This is a genomic window from Pseudonocardia sp. (genome assembly GCF_029263155.1).
In the GTDB taxonomy this organism is placed as follows: domain Bacteria; phylum Actinomycetota; class Actinomycetes; order Mycobacteriales; family Pseudonocardiaceae; genus Pseudonocardia.
In genome coordinates this window covers 129,062-155,149 of sequence record NZ_JAJCYB010000099.1, presented here as the reverse complement: position 1 = coordinate 155,149, position 26,088 = coordinate 129,062, and the positions used below count along the sequence as shown (strand labels likewise).

Annotated in this window: 21 protein-coding genes; 13 read left to right on the top strand and 8 right to left on the bottom strand. The window is 74.6% G+C overall.

Features of this window, described 5'->3' with window-relative positions:
- The first annotated feature begins 140 nt into the window (after positions 1 to 140).
- Positions 141 to 431 (top strand): hypothetical protein, encoded by a 291-nt coding sequence (locus tag Q1K26_RS20430; RefSeq protein WP_300015350.1) that lies wholly within the window; start codon positions 141 to 143, stop codon positions 429 to 431.
- A gap of 263 nt (positions 432 to 694) precedes the next feature.
- Here Q1K26_RS20430 and Q1K26_RS20425 read toward each other — a convergent pair whose 3' ends face one another.
- Complete coding sequence (locus Q1K26_RS20425; RefSeq protein WP_300015347.1) at positions 695 to 1,351, bottom strand: peroxiredoxin; 657 nt, start codon at positions 1,349 to 1,351, stop codon at positions 695 to 697.
- 163 nt (positions 1,352 to 1,514) lie between these two features.
- On the opposite strand from Q1K26_RS20425, the gene Q1K26_RS20420 reads away from it, so the two are divergent.
- Complete coding sequence (locus Q1K26_RS20420; protein WP_300015344.1) at positions 1,515 to 1,691, top strand: hypothetical protein; 177 nt, start codon at positions 1,515 to 1,517, stop codon at positions 1,689 to 1,691.
- Positions 1,692 to 1,696: 5 nt separating this feature from the next.
- On the opposite strand, the gene Q1K26_RS20415 is transcribed toward Q1K26_RS20420, so the two are convergent.
- From Q1K26_RS20415 to Q1K26_RS20395, 5 genes are all read right to left on the bottom strand, one after another.
- Complete coding sequence (locus Q1K26_RS20415; RefSeq protein ID WP_300015341.1) at positions 1,697 to 4,561, bottom strand: LuxR family transcriptional regulator; 2,865 nt, start codon at positions 4,559 to 4,561, stop codon at positions 1,697 to 1,699.
- 199 nt (positions 4,562 to 4,760) lie between these two features.
- On the bottom strand, positions 4,761 to 5,945 hold the full coding sequence (locus Q1K26_RS20410; RefSeq protein ID WP_300015338.1) for a glycine-rich protein: 1,185 nt from the start codon (positions 5,943 to 5,945) through the stop codon (positions 4,761 to 4,763).
- A gap of 96 nt (positions 5,946 to 6,041) precedes the next feature.
- Positions 6,042 to 7,190 (bottom strand): acyl-CoA dehydrogenase family protein, encoded by a 1,149-nt coding sequence (locus Q1K26_RS20405; RefSeq protein WP_300015335.1) that lies wholly within the window; start codon positions 7,188 to 7,190, stop codon positions 6,042 to 6,044.
- Position 7,191: 1 nt separating this feature from the next.
- Positions 7,192 to 9,231 (bottom strand): biotin carboxylase N-terminal domain-containing protein, encoded by a 2,040-nt coding sequence (locus Q1K26_RS20400; protein ID WP_300015332.1) that lies wholly within the window; start codon positions 9,229 to 9,231, stop codon positions 7,192 to 7,194.
- Positions 9,232 to 9,477: 246 nt separating this feature from the next.
- Positions 9,478 to 11,049: a carboxyl transferase domain-containing protein gene (locus tag Q1K26_RS20395; protein ID WP_300015329.1), complete on the bottom strand. Its 1,572-nt coding sequence runs from the start codon at positions 11,047 to 11,049 to the stop codon at positions 9,478 to 9,480.
- A gap of 88 nt (positions 11,050 to 11,137) precedes the next feature.
- Here Q1K26_RS20395 and Q1K26_RS20390 point away from each other — a divergent pair, with 88 nt between their 5' ends.
- The 3 genes from Q1K26_RS20390 (at position 11,138) to ppc (ending at position 15,434) form a co-directional block, all read left to right on the top strand.
- Entirely contained in the window at positions 11,138 to 11,713 is a 576-nt protein-coding gene (locus tag Q1K26_RS20390) for a TetR/AcrR family transcriptional regulator (protein ID WP_300015326.1), read from the top strand.
- A gap of 67 nt (positions 11,714 to 11,780) precedes the next feature.
- Positions 11,781 to 12,602, top strand: a complete 822-nt coding sequence (locus tag Q1K26_RS20385) for an inositol monophosphatase (RefSeq protein WP_300015323.1) — start codon at positions 11,781 to 11,783, stop codon at positions 12,600 to 12,602.
- A gap of 108 nt (positions 12,603 to 12,710) precedes the next feature.
- Entirely contained in the window at positions 12,711 to 15,434 is a 2,724-nt protein-coding gene (ppc, locus tag Q1K26_RS20380) for a phosphoenolpyruvate carboxylase (protein ID WP_300015320.1), read from the top strand.
- A gap of 16 nt (positions 15,435 to 15,450) precedes the next feature.
- On the opposite strand, the gene Q1K26_RS20375 is transcribed toward ppc, so the two are convergent.
- A complete protein-coding gene (locus Q1K26_RS20375; RefSeq protein ID WP_300015317.1) occupies positions 15,451 to 17,352 on the bottom strand; it encodes a heavy metal translocating P-type ATPase in 1,902 nt (633 codons plus the stop codon).
- A gap of 66 nt (positions 17,353 to 17,418) precedes the next feature.
- Between Q1K26_RS20375 and Q1K26_RS20370 the strand changes: the two genes are divergently transcribed.
- On the top strand, positions 17,419 to 17,742 hold the full coding sequence (locus Q1K26_RS20370) for a metalloregulator ArsR/SmtB family transcription factor (protein WP_300015314.1): 324 nt from the start codon (positions 17,419 to 17,421) through the stop codon (positions 17,740 to 17,742).
- Positions 17,743 to 17,844: 102 nt separating this feature from the next.
- Here the strand turns inward: Q1K26_RS20370 and Q1K26_RS20365 are convergent, their stop codons facing one another.
- Entirely contained in the window at positions 17,845 to 19,500 is a 1,656-nt protein-coding gene (locus tag Q1K26_RS20365) for a putative PEP-binding protein (protein ID WP_300015311.1), read from the bottom strand.
- A 96-nt stretch (positions 19,501 to 19,596) separates the two neighbouring features.
- Here Q1K26_RS20365 and Q1K26_RS20360 point away from each other — a divergent pair, with 96 nt between their 5' ends.
- The 7 genes from Q1K26_RS20360 (at position 19,597) to Q1K26_RS28840 (ending at position 26,000) form a co-directional block, all read left to right on the top strand.
- Positions 19,597 to 20,358: a DeoR/GlpR family DNA-binding transcription regulator gene (locus tag Q1K26_RS20360; RefSeq protein ID WP_300015308.1), complete on the top strand. Its 762-nt coding sequence runs from the start codon at positions 19,597 to 19,599 to the stop codon at positions 20,356 to 20,358.
- Positions 20,355 to 21,317 (top strand): 1-phosphofructokinase, encoded by a 963-nt coding sequence (pfkB, locus tag Q1K26_RS20355; protein WP_300015305.1) that lies wholly within the window; start codon positions 20,355 to 20,357, stop codon positions 21,315 to 21,317. The genes Q1K26_RS20360 and pfkB overlap by 4 nt, the downstream gene beginning before the upstream one ends.
- On the top strand, positions 21,314 to 21,766 hold the full coding sequence (locus Q1K26_RS20350) for a fructose PTS transporter subunit IIA (protein WP_300015302.1): 453 nt from the start codon (positions 21,314 to 21,316) through the stop codon (positions 21,764 to 21,766). The genes pfkB and Q1K26_RS20350 overlap by 4 nt, the downstream gene beginning before the upstream one ends.
- A gap of 14 nt (positions 21,767 to 21,780) precedes the next feature.
- Positions 21,781 to 23,229, top strand: a complete 1,449-nt coding sequence (locus Q1K26_RS20345; protein ID WP_300015379.1) for a fructose-specific PTS transporter subunit EIIC — start codon at positions 21,781 to 21,783, stop codon at positions 23,227 to 23,229.
- 14 nt (positions 23,230 to 23,243) lie between these two features.
- Entirely contained in the window at positions 23,244 to 23,519 is a 276-nt protein-coding gene (locus Q1K26_RS20340) for an HPr family phosphocarrier protein (RefSeq protein WP_300015299.1), read from the top strand.
- Between the two features lie 142 nt (positions 23,520 to 23,661).
- Positions 23,662 to 24,417 carry a 5-oxoprolinase subunit PxpA gene (locus Q1K26_RS20335; RefSeq protein ID WP_300015296.1) on the top strand — a complete coding sequence of 252 codons (756 nt, stop codon included), beginning with the start codon at positions 23,662 to 23,664 and terminating at the stop codon, positions 24,415 to 24,417.
- A gap of 44 nt (positions 24,418 to 24,461) precedes the next feature.
- Complete coding sequence (locus Q1K26_RS28840) at positions 24,462 to 26,000, top strand: 5-oxoprolinase/urea amidolyase family protein (protein WP_363320505.1); 1,539 nt, start codon at positions 24,462 to 24,464, stop codon at positions 25,998 to 26,000.
- Positions 26,001 to 26,088: the final 88 nt, after the last annotated feature.

The following is a 26,088-nucleotide window of genomic DNA, read 5'->3' as shown; positions in this document are numbered from 1 at the left end:
GCCCGCAGCGCAGCGAGGACGAACGACGTTGACACCGACCAGCGGCGGAAGACGATCTACCCGGGAGGGAGGCAGAACACCCGTCGCTCAACAGGAACGACCTTCATCCGCAGCTTGACATCCATAGGAGCATCCCCGCGGTGCTCACGCCACCCGACGCGCAGCTGCGCGAGGTGAGCGTCGACGTCGCGGTCACCGACGACGGCTCCGGGCCCGCCGGGTTCACCCTGCTGTCGGTCACCTCCGACCAGGCCGATCCACCCGCCCTGCCCTCGATCGTCGGCTGGGAGGTCGGCACCGCCGACACCGAGGGCGAGCTGCGCTCCATGCGCCGCGGCACCGACCGCACCTACGCCCTGACCTACGAGGGCGCCGACCAGGCCGGCAACACCGCCACCTGCACCACCACCGTCCGCGTCGCCCTGCCCTGATCACGGAGGCGAGCGACGATGTCCGCGACCACCCGCCCCACCGCCGCCCGCCCGCCTGGAAGATCGCCGAGATGCCCGGTCTCGGTGAGGATCGAGCCTGATCTCCTGTGCCGCAGGTCGTGGCGGGCGTGGCCGGCGCCCGGGGCGTCCGGCCGGGCCGCACATCCGCCGCCCGGTGCGTTCGGCGGGGTGCGGTCGCGGCGTCGACACGACGATGGCGGGCGGTTCGGCAGCGGCAAGGGCAGCTCAGGGACGCCGGCCGATCAGGGCTGGGGCACGATCCGAATGTAGGGCCGCGGCGCCCTCCAGCCGTCGGTCCAGATCGTGCGGGCCTCGTCGTCGGACACCGATCCGGCGATGATCACTTCGTCGCCGTTGCGCCAGTTGACCGGGGTGGCGACCCGGTGCTGTGCGGTGAGCTGCAGAGAGTCCACGACCCGCAGTACCTCGTCGAAGTTGCGGCCGGTCGTCATCGGATAGGTCAGCATCAGCTTGACCTTCTTGTCCGGGCCGATCACGAAGACACTGCGGACCGTCGCGTTCTGTGCCGGTGTGCGCGCGGTCGGGTCGCCCTCGACGTCGGCCTGCAGCATCCCGTACAGCTTCGACACGGTGAAGTCCACGTCGCCGATCACCGGGTAGTTGGGGGCGTGGCCCTGGGTCTCGGCGATGTCGCCCGCCCACTTCTGAGTGTTCTCCACCGGATCCACGGACAGGCCGATGATCTTCACGCCACGCCGGTCGAACTCCGGCTTGATGCTCGCCATGTAGCCGAGCTCGGTGGTGCAGACCGGGGTGAACGCGCGCGGGTGGGAGAACAGCACCGCCCACGAGTCCCCGATCCACTCGTGGAAGCGGATGCGCCCCTCGGTGGTGTCGGCATCGAAGTCGGGTGCGGTCTGGCCGAGCTGCAGGGTCATGATGGTCTCCATGAGGTGGTTGTGGCTCGCGGTCCGTCCGACGGATCCGCCGGACGGACAGATGGGCCTCCGGTCGCCGATCAGCATGCACGCCGACGGCGCGACAGGACATCCGTGAGACTCACCGATGTCCGGCCGCGGCGGCTCGCGCACGCTGACGGCCATGCGCATCCAGATCACGGTCCGGGAGACCGACCGGACGCCCTGCGGTGAGGTGTCGGTCGAGGGTGGGTGCGCCCGGCCGTTCTCTGGCTGGCTGCAGCTGCTGGCCATCCTCGGCGAGCTGCTTCCGCGCCCGCGCAGCGACGTCTGGCGTGAGGAGCCGCCCAGCGACGGGTGACCCCCTCATTCGCGCACGGACACCATGGCGCCCAGCTCCAGCCGGGACCGCACCCCGAGCTTGGCGAGCGCGTGTGACACGTGGGTCTCCACCGTGCGTCGCGACAGGTACATCCGCTCGGCGATCTCCGGGTTCGACAGGCGCTGGGCGACCAGGCCCGCGACCGTCCGCTCGGTCGCCGTCAGGGCTTCCCACCCGCTGGTCGCCCGGGCCCGCGGTGCCTGTGATCCGCCGCGCACCCCGAGCGCCCGCAGCGCCGCGGTCACCCGCGCGATGCTGCGCTGCGCGGCCAGCTCCGCGTAGCCCGCGCGCGCCTCCCGCAGGAGGGCGACGGCCTGCTCCCGGTCGCCGTCCCAGCGCAGGGTCCGGGAGGCGTCCTCGCAGGCCAGCGCACGGGCCAGTGGCTGGGCACCGCGGCGGTACTCCGCAACGGCCCCGACCAGCGCCTCCGGGTCGCTGTCGATCAGCCCCCGGCAGAGCAGGGCGGCCCCGCTGATGCTGGGGACGCCGGGGTTGGCCGCTGCACAGGCCTGCACCGCGGCGGTGACATCGGCCGCGCGGCCGGTCTCGCCGGCCGGTACCAGCCTGCGCACGAGCTCCGGGCCGATCTCGGGAAGCGCGGCACCGGCCCCGGTGCCCGCTATCCGGTCCCAACCTGCGACGAGCGTGGCCAGGGCCTCGGCGGGGCGCCCGGCGGCCTCGGACAGCAGTACCCCGGCCAGCAGCATCCGGTGTGCCCGCATCGGTCCGGCCCCCGCCGCGAGCGCGGCCCGGGCGGCTGCGACGTGCGCTTGCGCCGTTGCCGGCTCGTCGCGGTGGACCGCAATCACGGCGAGGATCCCGAGGCTCATCACCGGCCAGGCGGGGCGTCCGTCGCCCGTGAGCTGAACGCTGGCCACTATCTCCGATGCCGCGTCGTCCCACGACCCGGTGAGGAACAGCGCGTTGGCGAGCACGACGTGGTGCAGGGCCAGGCCCGAACGCGCGCCAAGGCCCTCGTTCAGACGCCGCCCTTGCTGCAGCATCGCCAGCCCCTCGTCGACGCGGTCGGCCGAGACGAGCATCATCCCGGCCGTCGCGGTTGCAGTCTGCGGTCCGCGGGGCCGGTCGTCGGCCGCGAGCACGCGCACCGCGCGGCAGGCCAGTTCGGCCGCCTCGACGAAAGCCCCTCGAAAGGCCTGCACCTGCGCCTTGGCGTGCAGGGACTCGGATACGGCCAGGGCATCGCCGGTCGGGCCGGCGAGCTCGACGGCCTGCTCGGCCAGGTCCACCGCAGCGTCCACCCGCCCCGTGACGAGCCGCGCGAAGGACTCGGCCGCCCGGAAGTGCGCCTGCTCGGCCATCGACGCGCCGGGCAGGTCCCCCGCAGACTCGATCAGCTTCAACGCCTCCGCGGCCCGGCCCCGGATCAGCATCGTCCGCAGCAGCAACCACCGCAGCGCGCTCTCCCGGTCCGGGTCGGCACGCCGGGCGAGCACCTCGCGGGCGACCGCCTCCCCCTCCTCGCCGCGGCCCGCGAACATCAGGGCCACGGCCCGGTCCGCGTCCAGCGCGCCGCGGTCGGGGGTGGTCGGATCGGCGAGCGCCGTCGCGTGGTCGAGCAGTTCCACGGAGACGGACGGGGATCGTGCGAGCACCTCCTCGGCCGCCCGTCGCAGCCACCGGACCGCCTCCGCGTCCCCGGGCGAAGCGCCTCGGAGCAGGTGCTCGACGACTCGGCCCGCGGGTTGCCCCGCCGCGGCCAGTGCCCGTGCGAGATCCCGGTGCAGGGCTTCCCGCAGGGCCGACGGCAGGTCCGAGTACAGGGCGTCGCGAACGAGCTCGTGCCGGAATCCCAGCCGGTCACCGCGCTCGACCAGGACCTGTGCGTCGAGCGCGGTGCGCAGCGGCCCGGCCAGCTCGGCGGCGGGACGGCCGGTGAGCAGCCGCAGGTCGGTCACCGAGAACGACGACCCGAGGATCGACGCCGACGACAGCACGTCGAGAGTGGCGCGGGGCAGGAAGCTGAGCCGGTGCAGGATCGTGAGGGTCGGAACGGGGGCCGCGGTCGATCCGTCGGTCTCGGCGCACGTCCGTCCGGTGCGGACAATCGCGCCGTCCTGGTCCAGCGCGCCGAGCAGCTCGATCAGCAGCAGCGGGTTGCCACCGGCCCGGCGCAGCTGGCCCCGGAGGTTCGGCCCGGGGGGCGCTCCAATGACGGCCTCGGCCAGCACCGGCAGGTCCGGGTCGCCGAGCGGGGCCAGCGGCAGCCGCACCGTGCCGCGGTCGGCCACCGCATCGAGGGCGGCGGTGAGCTCGGGGGTGCGCGGCAACGGGCGCGCGGTCACCACGAGCAGCAGCGGCAGATGGACGGCGCTGCGGCTCATTCGGGCCAGGCAGGTCAGGGTCGCCGGGTCGGTCCAGTGTAGGTCCTCGAGGACAAGCAGGAGGGGGTCGCGAGCGGACAGCCGCTCCACGAGGTCGGCGATGGCCTCGCCTACGCGGAACTCCAGGCCCGCGGCATGGTCGAAGCGGCCCGCCGGTGGCCGCGTGCCGCCGTCGTGGAGCAGGCGGGCGACGCTGGCACGGTCCGGGTCGGCCGGCGAGCCGGTGAGCCCGAGTGCGTCGGCGAGCACGCCGAACGGCCGCCGCTGCTCCACCTCGTCGACCGCGCCCGCGCAGACGGAGAAGCCGTGCGCGACGGCCATGCCGATGGTCTCCTCGACCAGGCGGGTCTTGCCGATGCCGGCCTCACCCTCGATCAGGAGCACCAGGCCGTGGCCTGTGGCCGCGCCGGCCAGCGCGCCGGCGAGCGCCAACCGCTCGCGGGCGCGGCCGACCAGGGGTAGCGACCCTGGCGCCATGCGTGACGAGATCGGGAACTCACCCACGGTGTCGGTCCCTCTCCGGAGTCCGTACTCCGGGAGGACTCGCTGCGAAGTGGTGGTGCGTTACGTCTGGTTTGACGGTTCCTCGAACGTGAGCCTGGCGAGGTATCACGGTGCCGGTCGGCACGGACCCGGCTGCCCCGCCGATCAGCAACAGGCCCTCGGGCCCGTACAGCCTGTCCGGCTCGGCGGGGCGCGTCGATCAGGGGCAGCTCACCGGCGCCGGGTCCACGCCGGGCACGGCCGCGCAGACGTCGGTGCCGGGCCCGCCGTCCAGACGGTCCACGCCGCCTCCGCCGGCCAACACGTCGTCGCCCGCACCGCCGTCGAGTCGGTCGTCACCGTTCCCGCCGGTGATCACGTCGTCGCCGTCGCCGCCGAGCAGCACGTCGGCGCCGCCCAGACCGATGATCACGTCCGCGAACCGCGACCCGCAGATCACGTCCGCTCCCTGGGTGCCGACGATCCGCTGCGGCGACGCCGCGTCGCGCCGGTCGATCGTGCAGACCGGTCCGGCGGTGTAGGTGATCGTCACCAGCCCGTCCCCGGCCCGCACCCCGGTGCCGAACGACGTACCGGCGGGCCCGAACCCGCTGCCCCCGCCGCCGCCGCCGCCGTCCCCGCTGATCCCGCCGCCCCCGCCGAACAACCCGCCCCCGCCGCCCCCGCCGCCGTCGACGTCTCTCGAACCACCGCTGCCGCCAGCGCCTCCGAAGCCTTCCGTACCGGGTCGCCCGAGATTGCCCGAGGTGGTGCGACCCCCACCGCCGACGCCGCCCGCGGTCTGGGTACCGCCCCCGCCACCGCCCGCGCCGCCACCGCCGTCGCCGCCGGCCAGCCCGCCGCCCGCGCCGCCGATCAGCCGCCCGGCACCGCCCCCGCCACCCGCGACGAGCAGCCGGTCGTCCAGGGAGAAAGCGCCGTCACGGACATCGGCCGCACCGCCCCCACCGGCGCCACCGGTCCCGTCGCTCGAGAACGTCCCCCCGCCACCGGGCGCGCCGCCGTTGGTCCCGCCCGCTCCGCCCGGCCGGGCGTTGTCGGTGTCCCCGCCGGCATCACCGCCCCGGCCGCCGACGTTCACCTGCAGCACCGAGCCCGCCACCACGACCAGCGTGGCCGTCGCGGACCCACCCAACCCGCCGGGCTGACCCACCACGTCACCACCCGCGGCACCGGACGCCGAGACCCGCACCTCCGCCACGCCGGCCGGCACCGTGAACAGCGCAGCCCCCGGGTCGTCGTAGGTGCACACGACCTCCGTGCCCTGCTCTGCGCACTCCGCCGGTAGCTGTGCAAGAGCCACCGGCGTGGCCACCAGCAGCATCCCCGCAGCCAGCACACCCGCCGACCCGATCACCGCACCTCTGCGCGCAACGCTGGTCATGGCTCTCCTCACCGCACGTCATGGACTGCCGCCACTCCACCGGTTGAGCGGCACGATGTCGTCCGTGAGAAGCTTTGAGATCGGTGAAGTCCGCGGCTACAGCCCGAGCTGGCGCGCGATCAGCATGCGCTGCACCTCGGAGGTGCCCTCGCCGATCTCCAGGATCTTCGCGTCGCGGTAGAACCGCCCGACCGGGTACTCGTTCATGAAGCCGTAGCCGCCGAAGACCTGGGTGGCGGCGCGGGCGTTGTCCATCGCCGCGTTCGACGACACCAGCTTCGCGATGGCCGCCTCCTTCTTGAACGGCGTGCCGGCGAGCATCTTCGCCGCGGCCGCGTAGTAGGCCAGCCGCGCGGTGTGCGCCCGGACCTCCATGTCGGCGATCATGAACTGGATCGCCTGGTACGTGCCGATGGTGTGGCCGAACGCCTCACGCTCGTGGGCGTAGCGCACGCACTCGTCGACGCAGCCCTGGGCCAGCCCGACCGACAGCGCCGCGATCGCGACCCGGCCCTCGTCGAGGATCGAGAGGAACTGCGCGTAGCCGCGACCGCGCTCGCCGACGAGGTTCGCGGCGGGCACGCGCACGTCGTCGAAGAACAGCTCGCGCGTGTCGGAGGCGCACCAGCCGACCTTCGAGTACGGCTTCGCCACCCGGAACCCGGGCGTGCCGGCCGGCACCATGATCGCCGAGATCTCCTTCTTCCCGCCGCCGGCGTCGCCGGTGATGGCGGTGACGGTCACGACCGAGGTGATGTCGGTGCCGGAGTTCGTGATGAACGCCTTCGATCCGTTGATCACCCACTCGTCGCCGTCGAGCGTCGCGGTGGTGCGGGTGGCGCCCGCGTCGGAGCCGCCGCCGGGCTCGGTCAGCCCGAACGCGCCGAGCTTCTCCCCCGCGGCCAGCGCGGGGAGCCACTCCCGCTTCTGCTCGTCGGTGCCGAAGCGGTAGATCGGCATCGCGCCCAGCGAGACCCCGGCCTCCAGCGTGATCGCCACCGAGGAGTCGACGCGGGCGAGCTCCTCCAGCGCCAGACACAGCGCGAAGTAGTCCCCGCCCATGCCGCCGTAGGACTCGGAGACGGGCAGGCCGAACAGGCCCATCGCCCCCATCTTGGCGACGATGTCGTAGGGGAACTGCTCGCGCTCGTAGAGGTCCCCGATGACGGGGGCGACCTCCTTGCGCGCGAAGTCCTCCACGGTGGCGCGCAGCGCCTCGTGCTCCTCGCTCAGTGCAAGATCCATGTCACTCCCCTTCCGGTTCGACGATCAGGAGCGCGGCGTCGCGCGCGACGGTGGCGCCCGCACGGGCGCGCAGTTCCCGGACGACCCCGTCGACCGGTGCGGTGAGCACGTGCTCCATCTTCATGGCCTCGACGACGACCAGCCGGTCGCCCGCGGCCACCCGCTGGCCCTCGGTGACCTCGACGACGGTGACGGTGCCGGGCATCGGCGACAGCACCGGCCCGCCCGCCCCGGCGTCGGCGGCGGCGGCCTCCAGGGGTGCCTGCTCGCGCACGCCCCACGCGAACCCGTCGCGGCCGATCCAGAGCGTGTCGCCGTCCTGGGCGCATCGGTAGCTCCGGCTCACGCCGCGGTAGGTCACCCCCAGCACCCGCGAGTCGGGGTCTGCGTGCGCGCGAGTCGGGGTCTGGGTGCGGGCCGAGACCGGCCGCGGCTCGCCGTCGCCGACGACGACCTCGGCTGCGGACGCCCGGCCGCGGATCCGCACGTGCACCGGGTCGTGTCCGGACACCACCATCCGCCATGTCGTCCACGCGGGCTCGCCGATCCGCCAGCCGCCGGGCACGTCGAACGGGTCGACGACGCCACCGGCCGGCTCCAGGTGCAGCAGGGCGTGGGCGGCGGCCGCGGCGAGGACGTCCTCGGGAAGCCCCGTGTCCGTGCCCGCGGGCGCCGCGTCGGGGCCTGCGGCCACCCACGCGTCGACGCGGCGGCCGACGAGCCCGGTGTCGAGCCGCCCGGCGCGCACGTCGTCGTCGCGGAGCAGGGCGCGCAGGAAGCCGATGTTGGTGCCCAGCCCGAGCAGGACGGTGCCGCGCAGTGCCGCGTCGAGGCGACGGAGGGCCTCGGGCCGGTCCGCACCGTGGGCGATGATCTTGGCGAGCATGGGGTCGTAGTCGCTGCCGACCGTGCCGCCCTCGGCGATGCCGGAGTCGACGCGCACCCCCTCGGGGAACTCGCAGGCCAGGACGTTGCCACCGGTGGGCAGGAAGCCGGACGCGGGGTCCTCGGCGTAGATCCGCACCTCGATCGCGTGCCCGCGCGGCTCGATGCGCTCCGGCCACGGCGCGCTCTCCCCCGCGGCGACGCGCAGCTGGCACTCCACGAGGTCGACGCCGTACACCTCCTCGGTGACGGGGTGCTCCACCTGCAGCCGGGTGTTCATCTCCATGAAGAAGAACTCGTCCGGTGCGTCGGCGCCGACGATGAACTCGACGGTGCCGGCGCCGGCGTAGCCGACCGCGCGCGCCGCCTCGACGGCCGCGGCCCCCATCGCCTCGCGCTGCGCGTCGGTGAGCAGGGCGGAGGGGGCCTCCTCGACGATCTTCTGGTGCCGCCGTTGCAGGCTGCACTCCCGCTCGCCGAGGTGCACCACGTTGCCGTGGGTGTCGGCCAGCACCTGGATCTCGATGTGGCGCGGCGTGGTGACCAGCCGCTCCACCAGCAGCGTGTCGTCGCCGAACGAGCCGCGTGCCTCGCGCCGGGCGGCGGCGATCGCGTGCTCGAGGTCCTCGGCGCGGTGCACCTCGTGCATGCCCTTGCCGCCCCCGCCCGCGCTGGGCTTGAGCAGCACCGGGTAGCCGACCTGCTCGACGGCGAGCGCGAGTGCGGCGTCGTCGAGCCCGGCGCCGTCCGAGCCGGGCACGACCGGGACGCCGGCCTTCGCGACGGTCTGCTTGGCACGGATCTTGTCGCCCATCGCCTCGATCGCCGACGCGGGCGGCCCGACGAACACGATCCCCGCCTCCTCGCAGGCGGCGGCGAACGCGGTGTTCTCGGACAGGAACCCGTAGCCGGGGTGGATCGCCTGCGCCCCCGCGGCCCGCGCGGCCTCGATCACGGCCGGGATCGACAGGTAGCTCTGCGCCGCCGCGGCCGGACCGATCCGCACGGCCACGTCGGCCGCGGTGACGTGGGGCGCGCCGGCGTCGGCGTCGGAGTACACCGCCACGGACCGCACGCCGAGCGTCCGCAGCGTCCGGATCACGCGGACGGCGATCTCCCCGCGGTTGGCGACGAGCACGGTGTCAAACACGGGCATCTCCCAGCGGGCTGGTGTGGTCGGACGAGCTGCTGCGTCCGGACGAACCGCGGTGATCAAGGACAGATGGCGGTCCGCAGAGATCCACAGACGACCATCTGCCCTTGATCGTCGGGCTGGACCGGTCAGCGGCGAGAGGTGCGGTCGTACGGGCGGTGACCGAGGCGAGACGGTCGTGCGCGGAGATCCACCGGCGACCGTCTGACCGTGATCGCGGGGCGGCCGGGCCGGGGGCGGGCACGGCGGTCACATCCGGAAGACGCCGAAGTGCGGCGCCTCCAGCGGGGCGTTCGCGGCGGCGCTCAGGGACAGGCCCAGCACCGTGCGGGTGTCCATCGGGTCGATCACACCGTCGTCCCAGAGCCGGGCGGTCGAGTAGTACGGGTGGCCCTGGTGCTCGTACTGGGCGCGGATGCGGTCCTTGAACGCCTCGGACGGCTCCGGGTCCTTCGGCGAGCGCACCGCGTCGAGCACGAGCGCGGCCTGCTCGCCGCCCATGACCGAGATCCGGGCGTTGGGCCACATGAACAGGAACCGGGGCGAGTACGCCCGGCCGCACATGGAGTAGTTGCCTGCGCCGAACGACCCGCCGATGATCACGGTGAGCTTCGGGACGCGGGTGGAGGCCACCGCCGTCACCATCTTGGCGCCGTTCTTCGCGATGCCGCCCGCCTCGTACTCGCGCCCGACCATGAACCCGGAGATGTTCTGCAGGAACACCAGCGGGATGCCGCGCTGGTCGCACAGCTCGACGAAGTGCGCGCCCTTGAGGGCGGACTCGGAGAACAGGATCCCGTTGTTCGCGACGATCCCGACCGGGTGGCCGTGGATCCGCGCGAAACCGGTGACCAGGGTGGTGCCGTACTCGGCCTTGAACTCGTGGAACCGGGAGCCGTCGACGACACGGGTGATCACCTCGCGCACGTCGTAGGGGGTGCGGGAGTCCGTCGGTACAACGTGGTAGAGCTCGGCCGGGTCGGCGACGGGCTCCTCGGTGGGCAGGACCTCCCACGGCCGTGGCGCGCGCGGGCCCAGCGTGCCGACGATGGAGCGCACGATCGACAGGGCGTGCGCGTCGTCGTTGGCGAGGTGATCGGTGACGCCGGAGGTCTTCGAGTGCAGGTCCCCGCCGCCCAGCTCCTCGGCGGTGACGACCTCCCCGGTCGCGGCCTTCACCAGCGGCGGCCCGCCGAGGAAGATCGTGCCCTGGTTGCGCACGATGACCGCCTCGTCGCTCATCGCGGGCACGTACGCACCGCCCGCGGTGCACGAGCCGAGCACCGCGGCGATCTGCGGGATGCCCAGGCCCGACATCTGCGCCTGGTTGTAGAAGATCCGGCCGAAGTGCTCGCGGTCGGGGAACACGTCGTCCTGCTCGGGCAGGTACGCGCCGCCGGAGTCGACGAGGTAGATGCAGGGCAACCGGTTGTGCAGCGCCACCTCCTGGGCCCGCAGGTGCTTCTTCACCGTCACGGGGAAGTACGTGCCGCCCTTGACGGTGGCGTCGTTGGCGACGATCACGCACTCGCGCCCGGCCACCCGGCCCACGCCGGTGATCACCCCGGCGCCGGGGGCGTCGCCGTCGTACATCCCGTGGGCGGCGAGCGGGGACAGTTCCAGGAACGGCGAGGAGGGGTCGACGAGGGAGTCGACGCGGTCGCGCGGCAGCAGCTTCCCCCGCTCGACGTGCCGCGCCCGCGCGCGCTCCGACCCGCCGAGGCGGGCGGTGGCGAGCTGTGCGCGCAGGTCGGTGACGAGAGCGCGGTGCCCGGTGGCCGGCCCGCCGGCCGTCGACGCGGTTTCCAGTGCGGTGCCCATGGCCCGCAGGTTAACGTTCATTAACGTCGGGCGCCAGTGTGGTGCGCAGCTCAGCCGGTTAGCGACCGTTCACCTGTATGGTCGACCGATGGTGGCGACCGAGGTACGGACGCGGCGCGAGCAGATCCTCGCCGTCGCCGCGCAGCTCTTCGCCCGCCACGGGTTCCACGGCGTGACCATCGCCGACCTCGGCGCCGCGGTGGGGGTGAGCGGCCCGGCCCTGTACCGGCACTTCCCGGGCAAGGAGGCACTGCTCGCGGAGCTGCTGGTCGGGATCTCCGAGCACCTGCTCGCCGGGGGGCAGGAGCGGGCCGCCGCCTCCGACGACCCGCACGAGGTGCTCGCCGCGCTCGTCGACTTCCAGGCGGCCTTCGCGCTGCGCGAGCCGGAGCTGATCGTGGTGCAGGACCGCGACCTCGCCAACCTCCCGCCCGCAGGTCGGCGCCGCGTGCGCCGGCTGCAGCGCACCTACCTCGAGATCTGGGTGGACACCCTGTGCCGGATCCACCCCGGGCTCAGCGCCGACGCCGCCCGGGTGGCCGCCCACGGCGCGTTCGGCCTGCTCAACTCCACCCCGCACGCCGGTCGCGGCACCGAGGCCGCCGCGCTGCTGCGGCGGATGGCGCTGGCCGCGCTCACCGACCTGGCGTCTCCCGCGGGCTGATCCGCCCGAGCCGGGGCCGGCCGACGGCGATCACGGCCGGTCCGTGCTCCGGGTTAGGGTCCCGGACGTGACCTGCGCGCTCGTGGACGCCGCCCGCACCGCCGCCGCCGACGCCGCCCGGGCGGGAGGCGCGGTGCTGGCCGCCACCGACCGCTCCCGCGTCGAGGTCACCCTCAAGGACGCGCGCGTCGACGTCACCACCTCGGCCGATCTCGCCTCGCAGGCCGCGGTGGTGGCCGTGCTGCGCGCGGCCTTCCCGCAGCACGTGATCGTCGGGGAGGAGGGCACCGAGCCCGGTTCCGACGCCGAGCACGTCTGGTACGTCGACGGCCTCGACGGCACGTCCAACTTCACCCACGGCATCCCCTGGTACTGCGTGTCGGTGGCGCTGCGCTGCGGACCGGATGCGGTCGCGGGCGCGGTGTACGACCCGGTCCACGACGAGCTGTGGTCGGCCGGGCGCGGGCAGGGTGCCACCGGCAACGGGGTCCCGCTGCGGGTGGCCACGACCGGCGCGCTGGACGCCGCGGTGGTCGTCAGCCAGATCCAGACCTCGGACCCGGGCCGGATCGCGCAGTTCGCGGCGATGTTCGAGCAGCTCATGAACGCGGCGGGCGGGGTGCGCTTCACCGGGGCACCCGCGCTGATCCTCAGCCACATCGCGGCCGGGCACTTCACCGGATACGTCGAGCGGGCGATGCCGCCGTGGGACATCGGTGCCGGCCAGCTGATCCTGGAGGAGGCGGGCGGGCGGCTCACCAACCTCGCGGGGGTGCGGGTGGCGAGCGCGGACGTCACCGATGTGGTGGCCACGAACGGCGCGGTGCACGAGGAGCTGCTCGCGGTGCTCGCGGCTCCCCCGACGGTCCGGCCGACCCCGGACCGCTGAACCGGTGGCCCCGGACTGGCGCGACCCGCCGCCCGCGGGGGACCATGGCCGCGAACCAGTCGTTCCCAGTGGTGCGGACGGCCCACCCGGCCGGATGCGGAGACCCCTGTGACCGAACTGCTGGCTCCCCACTCGCTCGCCGCGCACGCCGGCGTCACGTCCACCTCGGGCCACGACGCGCTCCGCGCCGACATCCGCCGCCTGTCCACCATGCTCGGTCGCACCCTCGTCCACCACGGCGGTCCCGAGCTGCTCGACCTGGTGGAGCAGGTCCGCAAGCTCTCCCGCGAGGGCGGCCCGCAGATCAGCCGGCTGCTGTCCGGGCTCGACGCCGGCACCGCCGTGGCGCTGGCCCGCGCGTTCTCGCAGTACTTCCAGCTCGCCAACATCGCCGAGCAGCGCCACCGGGCCGCCGAGCTCGCCGCCACCCACCCCGGCGGCCGCGGACCGCTGCGCAGGCTGATGGAGCGCCTCGCCGGCGAGGCCGACCACGACGCGGTGCAGGCCGTGCTCGCCCGCGCCGAGCTGCGGCCGGTGTTCACCGCGCACCCGACGGAGTCGTCGCGCCAGTCGGTGCTCGCGATCCTGCGCCGCGTCGCCGACGGGCTGGACCGCGGCGCGTCCGACGACGCGCTGGAGGCGCTGGTCGAACTGCTCTGGCAGACCGACGAGCTGCGCCCCGGCAAGCCGACCGTCGCCGACGAGGCCCGCGCGATCGGCTGGTACATGGAGCAGCTGGGCCGCGGGGCGGTGCCGGAGCTGCTCGGCGAGTACGAGCGCGAGGTGCGTGCCGCCGGGTTCACGGTGCCGCCGGACGCCCGTCCGCTCGCGCTCGGCTGCTGGGTGGGCGGCGACCGCGACGGCAACCCCAACGTCACCCCGGCCGTCACGCGCGAGGTGCTGGAGCTGTACTCCGACCGCGCGCTGCGCATCCACGAGGGCCTGGTCGAGGAGCTGATCGGCGAGCTGTCGGTCTCCACCCGGGTGATCGGGGTGTCGGAGGAGCTGCGCGGCTCGCTGGCCCGCGACCGCCGTGCCCTTCCGGAGGTCCACGACCGCTTCATCCGGCTCAACGCGAACGAGCCCTACCGCCTCAAGCTCTCCTACATCCAGGCCAGGCTGGCGAACACGCGCACCCGGACCGAGCACGTGGCCGGCCGCGACTACCTCGGCCCGGACGCCTACGTCGCGGACCTCGCCGTCGTCGACCGCTCGCTGCGCGGGCACCTCGGCGCCCGCATCGCCGACGGCACGCTGGCCCGGGCGCTGCGCACGGCCCGCGCCCTGGGCCTGCACCTGGCCGAGCTGGACGTCCGCGAGCACAGCCGGCGCAACCACGACGCCCTCGGCGCGGTGTACGACGCCCTCGGCGAGCTCGACCGGCCCTACGCCGACCTCGACCGCGCCGAGCGCACCGAGCTGCTGGGCCGCGAGCTCGACGCGGGCCGTCCGCTGATCCGCCGTCACTACGGTCTCCCCGACCCGGCGGCCGACGTCCTCGCCACGTTCGACCTGCTGCACGAGATGCAGCACCGCTACGGCCCGCAGGTGGCCCGCACCTACATCGTGTCGATGTGCCAGGGCGTCGACGACCTGCTGGCGGTCGCCGTGCTCGCCCGCGAGGCGTACATGGTGGAGCTGCGGCACGATCCGCGGTCCTCGCTCGACCTGGTACCGCTGTTCGAGACCGTCGAGGAGCTCTCGCAGGCCGGTCCGCTGCTGGACGCGCTGCTGTCGGTGCCCGGCTACCGGCAGCACGTGCGCAACCGCGGCGAGCTGCAGGAGGTCATGCTCGGCTACTCCGACTCCAACAAGGGGGCCGGCATCACCACCTCGCAGTGGGAGATCCACCGCGCCCAGCGCCAGCTCCGCGACGTCGGCGCGAAGCACGGGGTGCGGCTGCGGCTGTTCCACGGTCGCGGCGGGTCGGTGGGGCGTGGCGGCGGGCCGTCGGCGGAGGCGGTGGCGTCGGCGCCGTACGGGTCGGTGGACGCGACGATGAAGGTCACCGAGCAGGGCGAGGTGGTCTCCGACAAGTACTCGCTGCCCGCGCTGGCACACGACAACCTGGAGATCATGCTCGCCTCGATGCTGGAGGCCACGCTGCTGCACCAGTCCTCGCGGTGGGACGACGCCACGCTGGAGCGCTGGGACGAGGCGATGACCGTCGTCAGCGACGCCGCCCGCGCCGCGTACACGGGGCTCGTCGCGCAGCCGGGGCTGCCGGAGTTCTTCACCGCCGCCACCCCGGTCGACGAGCTGGGCGAGCTCAACGTCGGCTCCCGCCCGTCGCGGCGGCCCGGCTCCGGGGAGCGCACCCTCGACGACCTGCGCGCGATCCCGTGGGTGTTCGGCTGGACGCAGACCCGGATGGTGGTGCCCGGCTGGTACGGCCTCGGCAGCGGTCTGGCGGCCGCGCGCGAGGCCGGCTACGGGCCGCAGCTCGACGAGATGGGCGAGTGGGCGTTCTTCACCAACCTGCTCGGCAACGTCGAGATGACACTGGCCAAGACCGACCTGCGGATCGCCCGGGTCTACGTCGACGAGCTGGTGGACCCGTCGCTGCACCCGATCTTCGACGACATCCTGGCCGAGCACGAGCGCACCCGGCGGGAGGTGCTGGCACTGGCCGGGTCCGACACGCTGCTGGCCCGGCATCCGGTGCTGCGCAACACCCTCGACGTCCGCGCGTCCTACCTGGAGCCGCTGCACCACCTGCAGGTGGAGCTGCTCTCGCAGCGCCGCCGCACCGCCGAACCGGACGCCGACCTGCAGCGCGCCCTGCTGCTGACCATCAACGGCATCGCGGCCGGCCTGCGCAACACGGGCTGATCCGGACCGGACCGGGTCATCGGGAGCTGAGGGCGGGTTCCCGGGGGACGGCCGTCGCCGCCTTGGCCGGGGCGGGCCACCCCGGCCACACGAGCAGCCGCAACCCGTTCAGGCACACCAGCACGGTGCTCAGCTCGTGCGCGGCGACGCCGACCGCGAGCGGCAGCGTGCCGGCGAGGTCCCAGGTCACCAGCGCGACGATCACGGCGGCGGCGAACGCGAGGTTGGCCCGGGCGATCCGCTGCGCCCGCCGGGTGAGGGCGATCAGCGGCGGGAGCGAACCGAGCGGGTCGCGCAGCAGCACGCCGTCGGACGCCTGGACGGCGAGCGCGCCCGCCCCCTCGCCGACGGCGAGCCCGGCGTCGGCGGTGGCGAGCAGCGGGGCGTCGTTGATCCCGTCGCCGACGGCCAGGACCCGCCGGCCCTGCGCCTGCCGGTCCGCGACGACCTCGGCCTTGCCACCGGGCAGCAGGCCGGCCCGCACGTCGTCGAGCCCCAGTTCCCGGCCGATCCGGGTGGCGGGGGTGGGGGCGTCACCGGTGAGCAGGGTCGGGGTGGTGCCGAGCAGGGCGGTCAACTCGGCGATCGCCGCCGTCGCCCCGGTGCGCAGCTCGTCGGACAGGGCCAGCACCCCGACCGGGCGCCCGTCCACCGTGACGACGACCGCGGTGCGCCCGGCCGACTCGTGGCGCGCGACGGCCGCCGCCGCAGCGCCGTCGGTCGCGACCGCGGCGGGGTGGACCGCGCGGACCTCCGCGCCGTCCACCTCGGCGCGGACCCCGACGCCGGGTTCCGCGCCGAACGCGTCCGCCCGCGGCACGTCGAGGTGCGCCGCCGCCTCCCGCACCGCCCGGCCCAGCACGTGCTCACTGCCCGCCTCGGCCGCCGCGGCCAGCGCGAGCACCCGGTCGCGGGACAGGTCGGCGACGGGCTCGACAGCCACCACCTCGGGACGGCCGCGGGTGACGGTGCCGGTCTTGTCCAGCACCACCGAGTCGGCGGCGGCGAGGCCCTCGACCACGGTGGCGTCCTTGAGCAGCACCCCACGCCGCCCGGCTACGGCGATGGCGGCGAGCAGCGGTGGCATCGTCGCGAGCACGACCGCGCACGGGGACGCGACGATCATGAACGTCATGGCGCGCAGCAGTGTGGGTTCGAACTCGGCACCGAGCAGCAGCGGACCGGCCAGCAGGGCGACGGTGGCCGCCACGACGAGCACCGAGTAGCGCTGCTCGATCTTCTCGATCCACAGCTGCCGCCCGGCCTTGGTCTCGGTGGCCTGCTCCACCTGTGCGGCGATACCGGCGACGATCGAGTCGGCCGGGTCGCGTTCCACCCGCACCCGCAGCGTTCCGGTGCCGTTGACGGTGCCGGCGTGCACGTCGTCGCCCGCCGCGCGCGGGACCGGGAGGGGCTCGCCGGTCAGACCGGCGGTGTCGATGTCGCTCTCGCCGTCGAGGACGCGCCCGTCGGCCGGGACCTTCTCCCCCGGGCGGACGACGACCTCGTCGCCGACCCGCAGCGCGTCGGCGCGCACGACGCGCTCGGAACCGGCCAGCGTCGCGCTCTGGGGGGCGAGGTCGAGCAGGGCGTGGATGCTGCGCTCGGTGCGCGCGGTCATCACCGCCTCCAGAGCGCCGGAGGAGGCGAAGATGACGATGAGCAGGCCGCCGTCGAGGTACTGGCCGATCGCGGCGGCGGCCAGGGCGGCCACGACCATCAGCAGGTCGACGTCGAGCCGTCGCTCGCCGAGCGCGCGCACGCCCTCGACCAGCGGCTCCCAGCCCCCGGCGACGTAGCAGACGGCGTAGAGCAGTGCGACGAACGCGAACGGGGCTCCGAGCAGGTCGGCGGGGACGGCCAGCGCGAACGCGGCGAGGGAGAGCGCGGCCCAGCGGACCTCGGACATCGACCACATACGTGGCAGCATAGCTGCGTATATACGAAGGTATGCAGTCGGCCGCCGGGCAGGTACCCTGGGCCCGTGCACGACGGCATCCCCGGCTTCGCGATGCCGCACCCGGACGACGTCCGGCGGGCGGCCGATTCCCTGCGCCTGCTCGCCGACCCCACCCGAATCAAGATCCTCTGGGCCCTGCTGCACGGCGAGGAGTCGGTCACCTGCCTGGCCGAGCTGGTGGGAGCCGCCCCCACCGCGGTCAGCCAGCACCTGGCCAAGCTGCGGCTCGCGGGCCTGGTCGAGGGTCGCCGCGAGGGCACCTACATCTACTACACGGCGGGCGACCAGGTGCGCGGGCTGCTCACCGAGGCCCTGCGCCCCGCCGACGCCTCGGCCCCTGCGCGCTAGCGCCGCATCGAGAGGGTTCGGTGCCGGACTCCGGGTACCCGCAGGCGGCGTTGCGGTCCTGGCGAGGACGACACCCGGCGTGGTGGGCTGCTGCGCCGGTGCTCAGCGAGCCTGCTTCGCCGCCAGCTCGGCCACCGCGCGGCGGGCGGCGGCCGGGTCCGGGGCGGCACAGGCCGCGGCGGCGCGCTCGCGGCAGTCATCCAGTGACGCGGTGGCCAGTGCGGCACCGACTCCGGCCAGGGCGCCCGCGCCCATCGACAGCGTCGCCATCCCCAGCCCGACGAGCACCGGGGCCAGTGCCGCGTCCGCTGCGGCCTCGCCGCACACGCCGACCGGCGTGCCGGTGTCGGCCGAGGCGTCGCCGAGGATCCGCAGCAGGCGCAGCAGCGCCGGCTGCCAGGGGTCGTTGAGGGCGGCGACCGGGCCGGACTGCCGGTCGGCCGCGAACAGGTACTGCGCGAGGTCGTTGGTGCCCACGCTGGCGAAGTCGACCTCGGCGAGCACCTCGTGCGCGGTCAGGGCGGCGGCGGGCACCTCGATCATCACGCCGGCGCTCGCGATGCCGTGCGCGCGGCAACGGGCGACGAACCACGCCGCCTCGTCCGCGGTGGACACCATCGGGGCCATCACCTTGAGCTGCGCCCCGGTCTCGGCGGCGGCCGCGGCGAGCGTGGCGAGCTGGCGGTCCAGCACGTCGGCACCGTTGCCGGGGACCCGCGCCACCCGCAGGCCGCGCACGCCCAGCGCCGGGTTCGGCTCACCGTCCAGGGTCAGGAAGGGCAGCGGTTTGTCGGCGCCCGCGTCGAGGGTGCGGGCGGTGACCGGCAGCCCGGCGAACGCCGAGAGCACCCCGGCGTACACCTCGTGCTGCCGGTCCACCCCTGGCTCCTCGGCCGCGGACAGGAACGCCAGCTCGGTACGGAACAGGCCGACCCCCTCCGCGCGCAGGTCCGCGGCCTTCACGGCCCCCTCGGCGTCGCCGACGTTGGCCAGCAGCGCGACCACGTGCCCGTCGGCGGTGCGACCGGCGCCGTTCCACTCGGCGGCGACGGCGGCGGCGCCCTCCAGCGCGACGACGCCGGCCACCTCCGAGACCTCTCCCGTCGCCCCGTCGACGAGCACCGCGCCGCCCTCGGTCAGCGACGTCGCCCCGGCGCAGCCGACCACGGCGGGGATGCCGAGCGAGCGGGCCAGGATCGCGGTGTGGCTGGTCGGGCCGCCCTGCTCGGTGACCAGCGCGAGTGCGATACCCGGACGCAGCCCGGCGGTGTCCGCAGGGGCGAGGTCCGTGGCGACCAGCACACACGGCGTGTCGAGGTCGGCGACGCCCGGCGCGGGCAGGCCCTGCAGCTCCGCGACGATCCGGTCGCGCACGTCGTGGATGTCGCGGGCGCGCTCGGCCATGTAGCCGCCCATGCCGGTGAGCAGGTCGGCGAACGCGCCGGCCGCCTCGTACACGGCACGTGCGGCGGGACGGCCACCGTCGACGACCAGGCCACGGGCGTTGTCGAGCAGCGCCGGGTCGGTGACCATCGCGACGGTCGCCTCCAACACGTCGCGCGCGTCGCCGGACACCGTCGCCGCGCGGGCCTCCAGTCGGGCGGCGACGACGCCGACGGCGGGAGCGATCCGGGCGGCCTCGGCGGCGGGATCGGTCGGCGTGGGCCCGACCGGGGGCTCGCCGGGTGCGTCGGCCACGCGGACCACCAGCCCGCTCGCCCGCCCGGCACTCGCGGGGATGCCACTCAGTGTCCGCATGTCCACTCCCAGATGACTTCGTCGTGACCCGTTGACAAACACAGTAAAACCCACATACTCAGTCATAAGCAAGCATCAAGTCGGGAGAGAACACAGATGTACGCAGCAGAGCGGCAGCAGTGGTTGCTCAATCGGGCCCGCGACGCGGGCCGGGTCGACGTGGCCGTCACGGCCGAGGAGCTCGACGTCTCGGCGGAGACCATTCGGCGCGACCTCGATGTCCTGGAGCGCCAGGGGCTGCTGCGCCGCGTGCACGGCGGCGCCATCCCGGTCGACCTGCTGGGGTTCGAGCCCGGCATCTCCGCCCGCGACGCCGTCGCCACCCAGGAGAAGGACCGCATCGCGAAGGCCGCCCTCGGCGAGCTGGAGGGGGCGTCCACCGTGCTGCTCGACGCCGGCACCACCACCGCCCGGCTGGCCGCGCTGCTTCCCGCCGACCGCGAGCTGACCGTCGTCACCAATGCCCTGCCGATCGCCTCCATGCTCGCCGCGCGCCCCAACATCACGTTGCTGATGCTGGGCGGCCGGGTCCGCGGCACCACGATGGCCACGGTCGACGAGTGGGCGATCGACGTCCTCGGCGACCTCACCGCGGACGTCGCTTTCCTGGGCACCAACGGCTTCTCCGCCGACCGCGGCCTCACCACACCCGACCGCGCGGAGGCCGCGGCCAAGAAGGCGATGCTCTGCGCCGCCCGCCGCGCGGTGGTGCTGGCCGACTCCGACAAGCACGGCACCGACCAGTTCGTGCGCTTCGGCCGGCTCGACCAGGTCGATGCGCTGATCACCGACACCGGCCTGACGCCGGACGCCGCGGCCGCGCTGACGGCCGCCGGACCGAGAGTGGTGCGCGCATGATCGTCACCGTCACCCCCAATCCCAGCCTCGACCGCACGGTCGAGCTGCCGTACCTGCAGCGCGGGGAGGTGCACCGGGCCACCTCGGTACGGCTCGACCCCGGGGGCAAGGGCGTCAACGTGGCCCGCGCGCTCACCGCGGCCGGCCTCGACACGATCGCGGTGCTGCCCTCGGGCCGGGCGCCCGGCGGGCGGCTCACGGGGCTGCTCGACGTGCACCAGGTCCGTGCGGCGACCGTGGCCATCAGCGGGGCCACGCGGACCAACACCACGCTCGTGGAGCCGGACGGCACGACCACGAAGATCAACGAGCCGGGCCCGGTCCTCACCGGCGCCGAGGTCGCCGAGCTGGTCGAGACGGTCTCCGCGCTGGCCGCCGGGGCGAGCTGGATCGTGAGCTGCGGGTCGCTGACCGCGGGGATGCCCGAGGACTTCCACGCCGGGATCGTGCGGCGCGGGCGCCGGGCGGGAGCCCGCGTGGCCGTCGACACGAGCGACGCCCCGCTGCGCGTCGCGTGCACCGCCGGGCCGGATCTGATCAAGCCCAACCACGAGGAGCTGGCCGAGCTCGTGGGCCGTCCCCTGGTGAGCCTCGGCGACGTCCTCGATGCCGCACGCGAGGTGCGCGCGGCCGGTGTCGGTGCGGTGCTCGTCAGCCTCGGCGAGGGCGGCGCGCTGCTGGTGGAGCCCCCCGGCGTCCACGGCGGCGGCGAGTACCACGCCCTCTCGTCGCCGATCGCCGTCCGCAGCACCGTCGGCGCAGGTGACGCCACCCTCGCCGGCTTCCTCGCCGCAGGCGGTACCGGCCCCGACGCCCTGCGGCACGCGGTGGCCTACGGGGCCGCCGCGTGCCGCCTGCCGGGCAGCGCGATGCCCGGACCGCACGAGATCGACCTGCACGACGTCCGCGTGGTCTCCCACCCGGACGAGACCCTTCACCTCACCGGAGCAGCCGTATGACCGCCGCACTGATCACCGCCGATTTCGTCGACCTCGACCTGCCGTCGGACGACCGCCGCACCGCCGTGCGCTCACTCGCCGAGCGGCTGGAGAAGGCCGGTCGGGTCACCGACCTCGAGCGCTTCCTGGCCGACATCGAGGCCCGTGAGGCGCAGATGGCCACCGGTCTGGAGGGCGGCATCGGCATCCCGCACTGCCGCTCCGCGGCCGTCACCGAGCCGACGCTCGCGTTCGGCCGCAGCACGACGGGCGTCGACTTCGGCGCCGAGGACGGGCCGGCCACGCTCGTCTTCATGATCGCCGCTCCGGAGGGCGGCGACACCGACCACATGACGGTGCTGGCCGCGCTGGCCCGCCGGTTGGTGCGCAAGGCGTTCAAGGACGAGCTGAACGGCGCGACCGACGCCGGAGCCGTTGCCGACTACATCCAGAAGGAGGTCGCCCCGTGAGTACCCAGCGCAGCATGAAGCTCCTGGCCATCACCGCGTGCCCCACGGGCATCGCCCACACCTACATGGCCGCCGAGGCCCTCGAACAGGCGGCGGCCGACGCCGGGCACGAGATGGTCGTCGAGACCCAGGGGTCGGCGGGGACCACACCGTTCACCGACGCCCAGATCGCCGAGGCCGACGCGATCATCCTCGCCGCCGACGTCGAGGTCCGGGACAGGGAGCGCTTCGCGCACCTGCCGACGATCCAGGTCGGCGTGAAGAAGGCGATCAGCGGTGCCGACGCACTCGTCGCGCAGGCCGTCGAGGCCGCGCAGAACGCAGCTGCCGCGGGGGTCCCCGCCCAGCGGACGGCCTCCCCGGCGACCAAGGACTTCGGCCCGGGCTTCGGCTCGAAGCTGCGCGGCTGGCTGATGACGGGCGTCTCCTACGTCATCCCGTTCGTGGCTGCGGGCGGCCTGCTGATCGCGCTGGGCTTCGCGCTGGGCGGCTTCGAGATCGCCGACGCACCCGCGGTCACCGAGGGTTTCGATCCGCTGGCCCTGGCCAGCTGGGCCGCCCTGTCCTTCCAGATCGGTGCGCTCGCCTTCGGCTTCCTGGTACCGGTGCTGGGCGGCTTCATCGCCTACGCGATGGCCGACCGGCCGGCGATCGTGCCCGGCTTCGTCGGCGGCGCGATCGCCGCGGAGATCGGCGCGGGCTTCCTGGGGGGCCTGATCGCGGGCCTGCTCGCCGGCGCGGTCGTCATGGGGCTCAAGCGCTTCTCGGTGCCCAAGGCGATGGCCGGGATCATGCCGGTGGTCGTCTACCCGCTGCTCGGCACGCTGGTGATCGGCATCGCGATGTTCGTGGTCATCGGCCCGCCGCTGGCCGCGGTGAACACCGGTCTGACCGCCTGGCTCAACAGCCTGTCCGGGGCCAACGCCCTGCTGCTCGGCGCGATCGTCGGCCTGATGATGGCCTTCGACATGGGCGGGCCGGTGAACAAGGCCGCCTACACGTTCGCGCTCGCCGGGCTGGAGAGCGGCTCCGAGGCCGGGCTGCTGATCATGGCCGCCGTGATGGCGGCCGGCATGACCCCGCCGCTGGCGATGGCGCTGGCCACCGTCGTCCGCAAGAAGCTGTTCAGCGAGGTCGAGCGGGAGAACGGTCGGGCAGCCTGGCTGCTCGGGGCGTCCTTCATCACCGAGGGCGCCATCCCGTTCGCCGCGGCCGACCCGCTGCGCGTCATCCCGTCCCTGATGGCCGGCTCCGCCGTCACCGGCACCCTGTCCATCGCCTTCGGTTCGACGCTGCGGGCTCCGCACGGCGGCATCTTCGTGCTGCCGCTGATCGGCAACCCGTGGGCCTACCTCGTCGCGATCGTCGCCGGGACGCTGGTGTCCACCGCGCTGGTCATCGGCCTGAAGAACGCCCGACGCACCCCCGCCACCGAGACGGCGCGCGTCGCCGTCGCCGCCTGATCGGAGAATCAGCCATGACCGTCGAACGCCGTGTCACCGTCGGATCGTCGGTGGGCCTGCACGCCCGCCCCGCCACGCTGTTCACCAAGGCCGCCGCCGCGCAGCCCGTCAAGGTCACCATCGCCGCGGGCGACCGCGGACCGGTCGACGCCCGCAGCATCCTCTCGGTGCTCGGGCTGGGTGTGGGCAGCGGCGAGGAGGTGGTGCTGGCCGCCGAGGACGGCGCCGACTCCGAGGCCGCCGTCGCGGCACTGGCCGATCTGCTCGCCACCGACATGGACGCGGGCTGACCGGCTCCCGGCCGGCCCGGGTCACGACAGCGGCGCGGTTCCCCTCCGTCGCGGGGCGCCGCGCCGCTGCGCGTCACCCCCCGGCGTCGCCGGATGCGGGCCAGGGCTGGCCGCCGCCGGTTCGGTTGGCCAGTCTGTGACGGTGCACGTCGACCTCAACGCCGATCTCGGCGAGTCGTTCGGTCGCTGGACCCTCGGCGACGACGACGCCATGCTCGGCCTCGTCACCTCGGCCAACGTCGCGTGCGGCTTCCACGCCGGCGACGCGACGACGCTGCGCCGCACGTGTGCACGTGCCGCCGAGGCCGGGGTCGTCGTGGGTGCCCAGGTCGGGTACCGCGACCTCGCCGGGTTCGGCCGTCGATTCCTCGACATGGACCCCGTCGAGCTCACCGACGACGTGCTCTACCAGCTCGGCGCGCTCGACGGCCTGTGTCGCGTGGCGGGCGTCGCCGTCCGCTACCTGAAGCCGCACGGGGCGCTCTACAACGCCGTGGTGCACCACGAGGGCCAGGCCCGGGCCGTGGTGGACGCCGTCCGCGCCTACGACAGCGGGTTGCCGGTGCTGGGGTTGCCCGGCTCGGCGCTGCTGGCGGCCGCCGAGGCGGCGGGGCTGCGGGCGGTGCCGGAGTTCTTCGCCGACCGGGGGTACAGCGCGTCGGGGACGCTCGTACCCCGCTCGGAGCCCGGGGCCCTGCTGCACGATCCGGCGGAGGTGGCCGGGCGGGTGCGCCGGCTGCTGGCCGACGGGCTGGTCCGGGCCGTGGACGGAACCGAGGTGGCCGTGCGGGCGGAGTCGGTGTGCCTGCACGGCGACAGCCCGGGTGCGGTGGGGATGGCGGCGGCGGTCCGCGCGGGGCTGGAGGCGGCGGGCATCGGGTTGCGGGCGTTCGCGTGACGCCGCAGTCGCGCAGCTCGGGTCCCGATCCCGGCGATCACCGCGTGCGCGTGCTGACGTGCGGGGACGCGGCGCTGCTGTGCGAGGTGGGCGACCTCGACGACGTGCTGGCCCTCGCCGACGCCGTACGCGGGGCCGGGCCGGCCGGCGTCGTCGACGTGGTGCCCGCCGCCCGGACCGTGCTGCTGGTGACCGCACCCGACACCGACCTGGACGCGCTGGGGTCCGCGGTGCGTGGCCTGCCCCTGGACCGCTCCACGCCCGTCGGGGACCGGGCGACGGTGGACGTCCCGGTGGTCTACGACGGCGCGGATCTCGACAAGGTCGCCCGGCTCACCGGGCTCGGCGTCGACGGCGTGGTGCGGGCCCACACCGCGGGCACCTGGCGCGTGGCGTTCGGCGGGTTCGCGCCCGGGTTCGCCTACCTCGTGGGCGGTGACGAGCGGCTGCGCGTGCCCCGCCGCGACGAGCCACGCACCGAGGTCCCGGCCGGTGCGGTGGGACTGGCCGGTGAGTTCAGCGGGATCTACCCGCGCAGCTCCCCCGGCGGCTGGCAGCTGATCGGCCGCACGGACGTGGACCTGTGGAACGAGACACGCGCCGAACCCGCCCTCCTGCGACCGGGCGCCCGCGTGCGCTTCGTCCGCACTTCGGAGCCACGACGCGCTCCGGAACGGGATCGGAACGGCAGTGTGGCTCCGAGGTGCGGACGCCGACGGCTGGAGGTGGTGGCCACCGGGGCGCTCGCCCTCGTGCAGGATCTCGGGCGGCCGGGAAACGGTGCGGTCGGGGTCGGGAGCTCCGGCGCCGCGGACCGGGCGGCCCTGGCTCTGGCGAACCGGCTCGTGGCCAACCCGCCGGGCGCCGCCGGGCTGGAGGTGACGTTCGGCGGGCTGGTCGTGCGGGCCGGGCCCGACCTGCCGGCTCCGCTGCTCGTCGCGCTCACCGGCGCCCCCGCCCCCGCCGACGTCGACGGCACCCCGGTCGGGCACGACGCCCTGGTCGCGATGCGGCCCGGGCAGGTCCTGCGGCTCGCCCGCCCGCCCGCCGGCCTGCGCACCTACCTCGCCGTGCGCGGTGGCATCGACGCCGCCGCGGTGCTCGGGTCGCGCAGCACCGACGTCCTGTCCGGTGTGGGGCCTGCCCCGCTCGCCGTCGGCGACGCCGTACCGATCGGGCCGGAGCCCGCGGAGCTGCCGCGCGTCGACGTGGCGCCGGTCCCCGTGCCCACCGGGGGCGTCGTCACGCTGCGCGCCGTTCCCGGCCCCCGGGCCGACTGGGTCGTCGATCCCGGCGCGCTGACCCGGACGGTCTGGACGGCATCGACGCGCAGCGACCGGGTCGGAATGCGCCTGGACGGCGAACCGCTGCGCCGCCGCGACCGCGGCGAGCTGCCCAGCGAGGGCATGGTCCGCGGTGCGATCCAGGTGCCACCCGGTGGCGAGCCGGTGCTGTTCGGCGCCGACCACCCGGTCACCGGCGGCTACCCCGTCGTCGCCGTGGTGCTCGACGCCGACCTGGACCGCGCCGGCCAGGTCCGTCCCGGTCAGCAGGTCCGTTTCCGGTTCGTACGGCCCCGGTGAGCCCCATCCGTGGTGCGCCTGCCGCCCCACTGATCAACGCCGCCGGGACGGGCCCACCCCGACCAGGCGGATCGCCCCGCCGACGAGC

Excerpts from the sequence above, each read along its gene's own strand:
- Q1K26_RS20410 (WP_300015338.1), bottom strand. The coding sequence starts at position 5,945 with ATGACCAGCGTTGCGCGCAGAGGTGCGGTGATCGGGTCGGCGGGTGTG.
- Q1K26_RS20350 (WP_300015302.1), top strand. The coding sequence starts at position 21,314 with ATGACCGCCGCACTGATCACCGCCGATTTCGTCGACCTCGACCTGCCG.
- pfkB (WP_300015305.1), top strand. The coding sequence starts at position 20,355 with ATGATCGTCACCGTCACCCCCAATCCCAGCCTCGACCGCACGGTCGAG.
- Q1K26_RS20390 (WP_300015326.1), top strand. The coding sequence starts at position 11,138 with ATGGTGGCGACCGAGGTACGGACGCGGCGCGAGCAGATCCTCGCCGTC.
- Q1K26_RS20360 (WP_300015308.1), top strand. The coding sequence starts at position 19,597 with ATGTACGCAGCAGAGCGGCAGCAGTGGTTGCTCAATCGGGCCCGCGAC.
- Q1K26_RS20425 (WP_300015347.1), bottom strand. The coding sequence starts at position 1,351 with ATGACCCTGCAGCTCGGCCAGACCGCACCCGACTTCGATGCCGACACC.
- Q1K26_RS20420 (WP_300015344.1), top strand. The coding sequence starts at position 1,515 with ATGCGCATCCAGATCACGGTCCGGGAGACCGACCGGACGCCCTGCGGT.
- Q1K26_RS20345 (WP_300015379.1), top strand. The coding sequence starts at position 21,781 with ATGAAGCTCCTGGCCATCACCGCGTGCCCCACGGGCATCGCCCACACC.
- Q1K26_RS20395 (WP_300015329.1), bottom strand. The coding sequence starts at position 11,049 with ATGGGCACCGCACTGGAAACCGCGTCGACGGCCGGCGGGCCGGCCACC.
- Q1K26_RS20400 (WP_300015332.1), bottom strand. The coding sequence starts at position 9,231 with ATGCCCGTGTTTGACACCGTGCTCGTCGCCAACCGCGGGGAGATCGCC.
- Q1K26_RS20375 (WP_300015317.1), bottom strand. The coding sequence starts at position 17,352 with ATGTGGTCGATGTCCGAGGTCCGCTGGGCCGCGCTCTCCCTCGCCGCG.
- Q1K26_RS20405 (WP_300015335.1), bottom strand. The coding sequence starts at position 7,190 with ATGGATCTTGCACTGAGCGAGGAGCACGAGGCGCTGCGCGCCACCGTG.
- Q1K26_RS20340 (WP_300015299.1), top strand. The coding sequence starts at position 23,244 with ATGACCGTCGAACGCCGTGTCACCGTCGGATCGTCGGTGGGCCTGCAC.
- Q1K26_RS20365 (WP_300015311.1), bottom strand. The coding sequence starts at position 19,500 with ATGCGGACACTGAGTGGCATCCCCGCGAGTGCCGGGCGGGCGAGCGGG.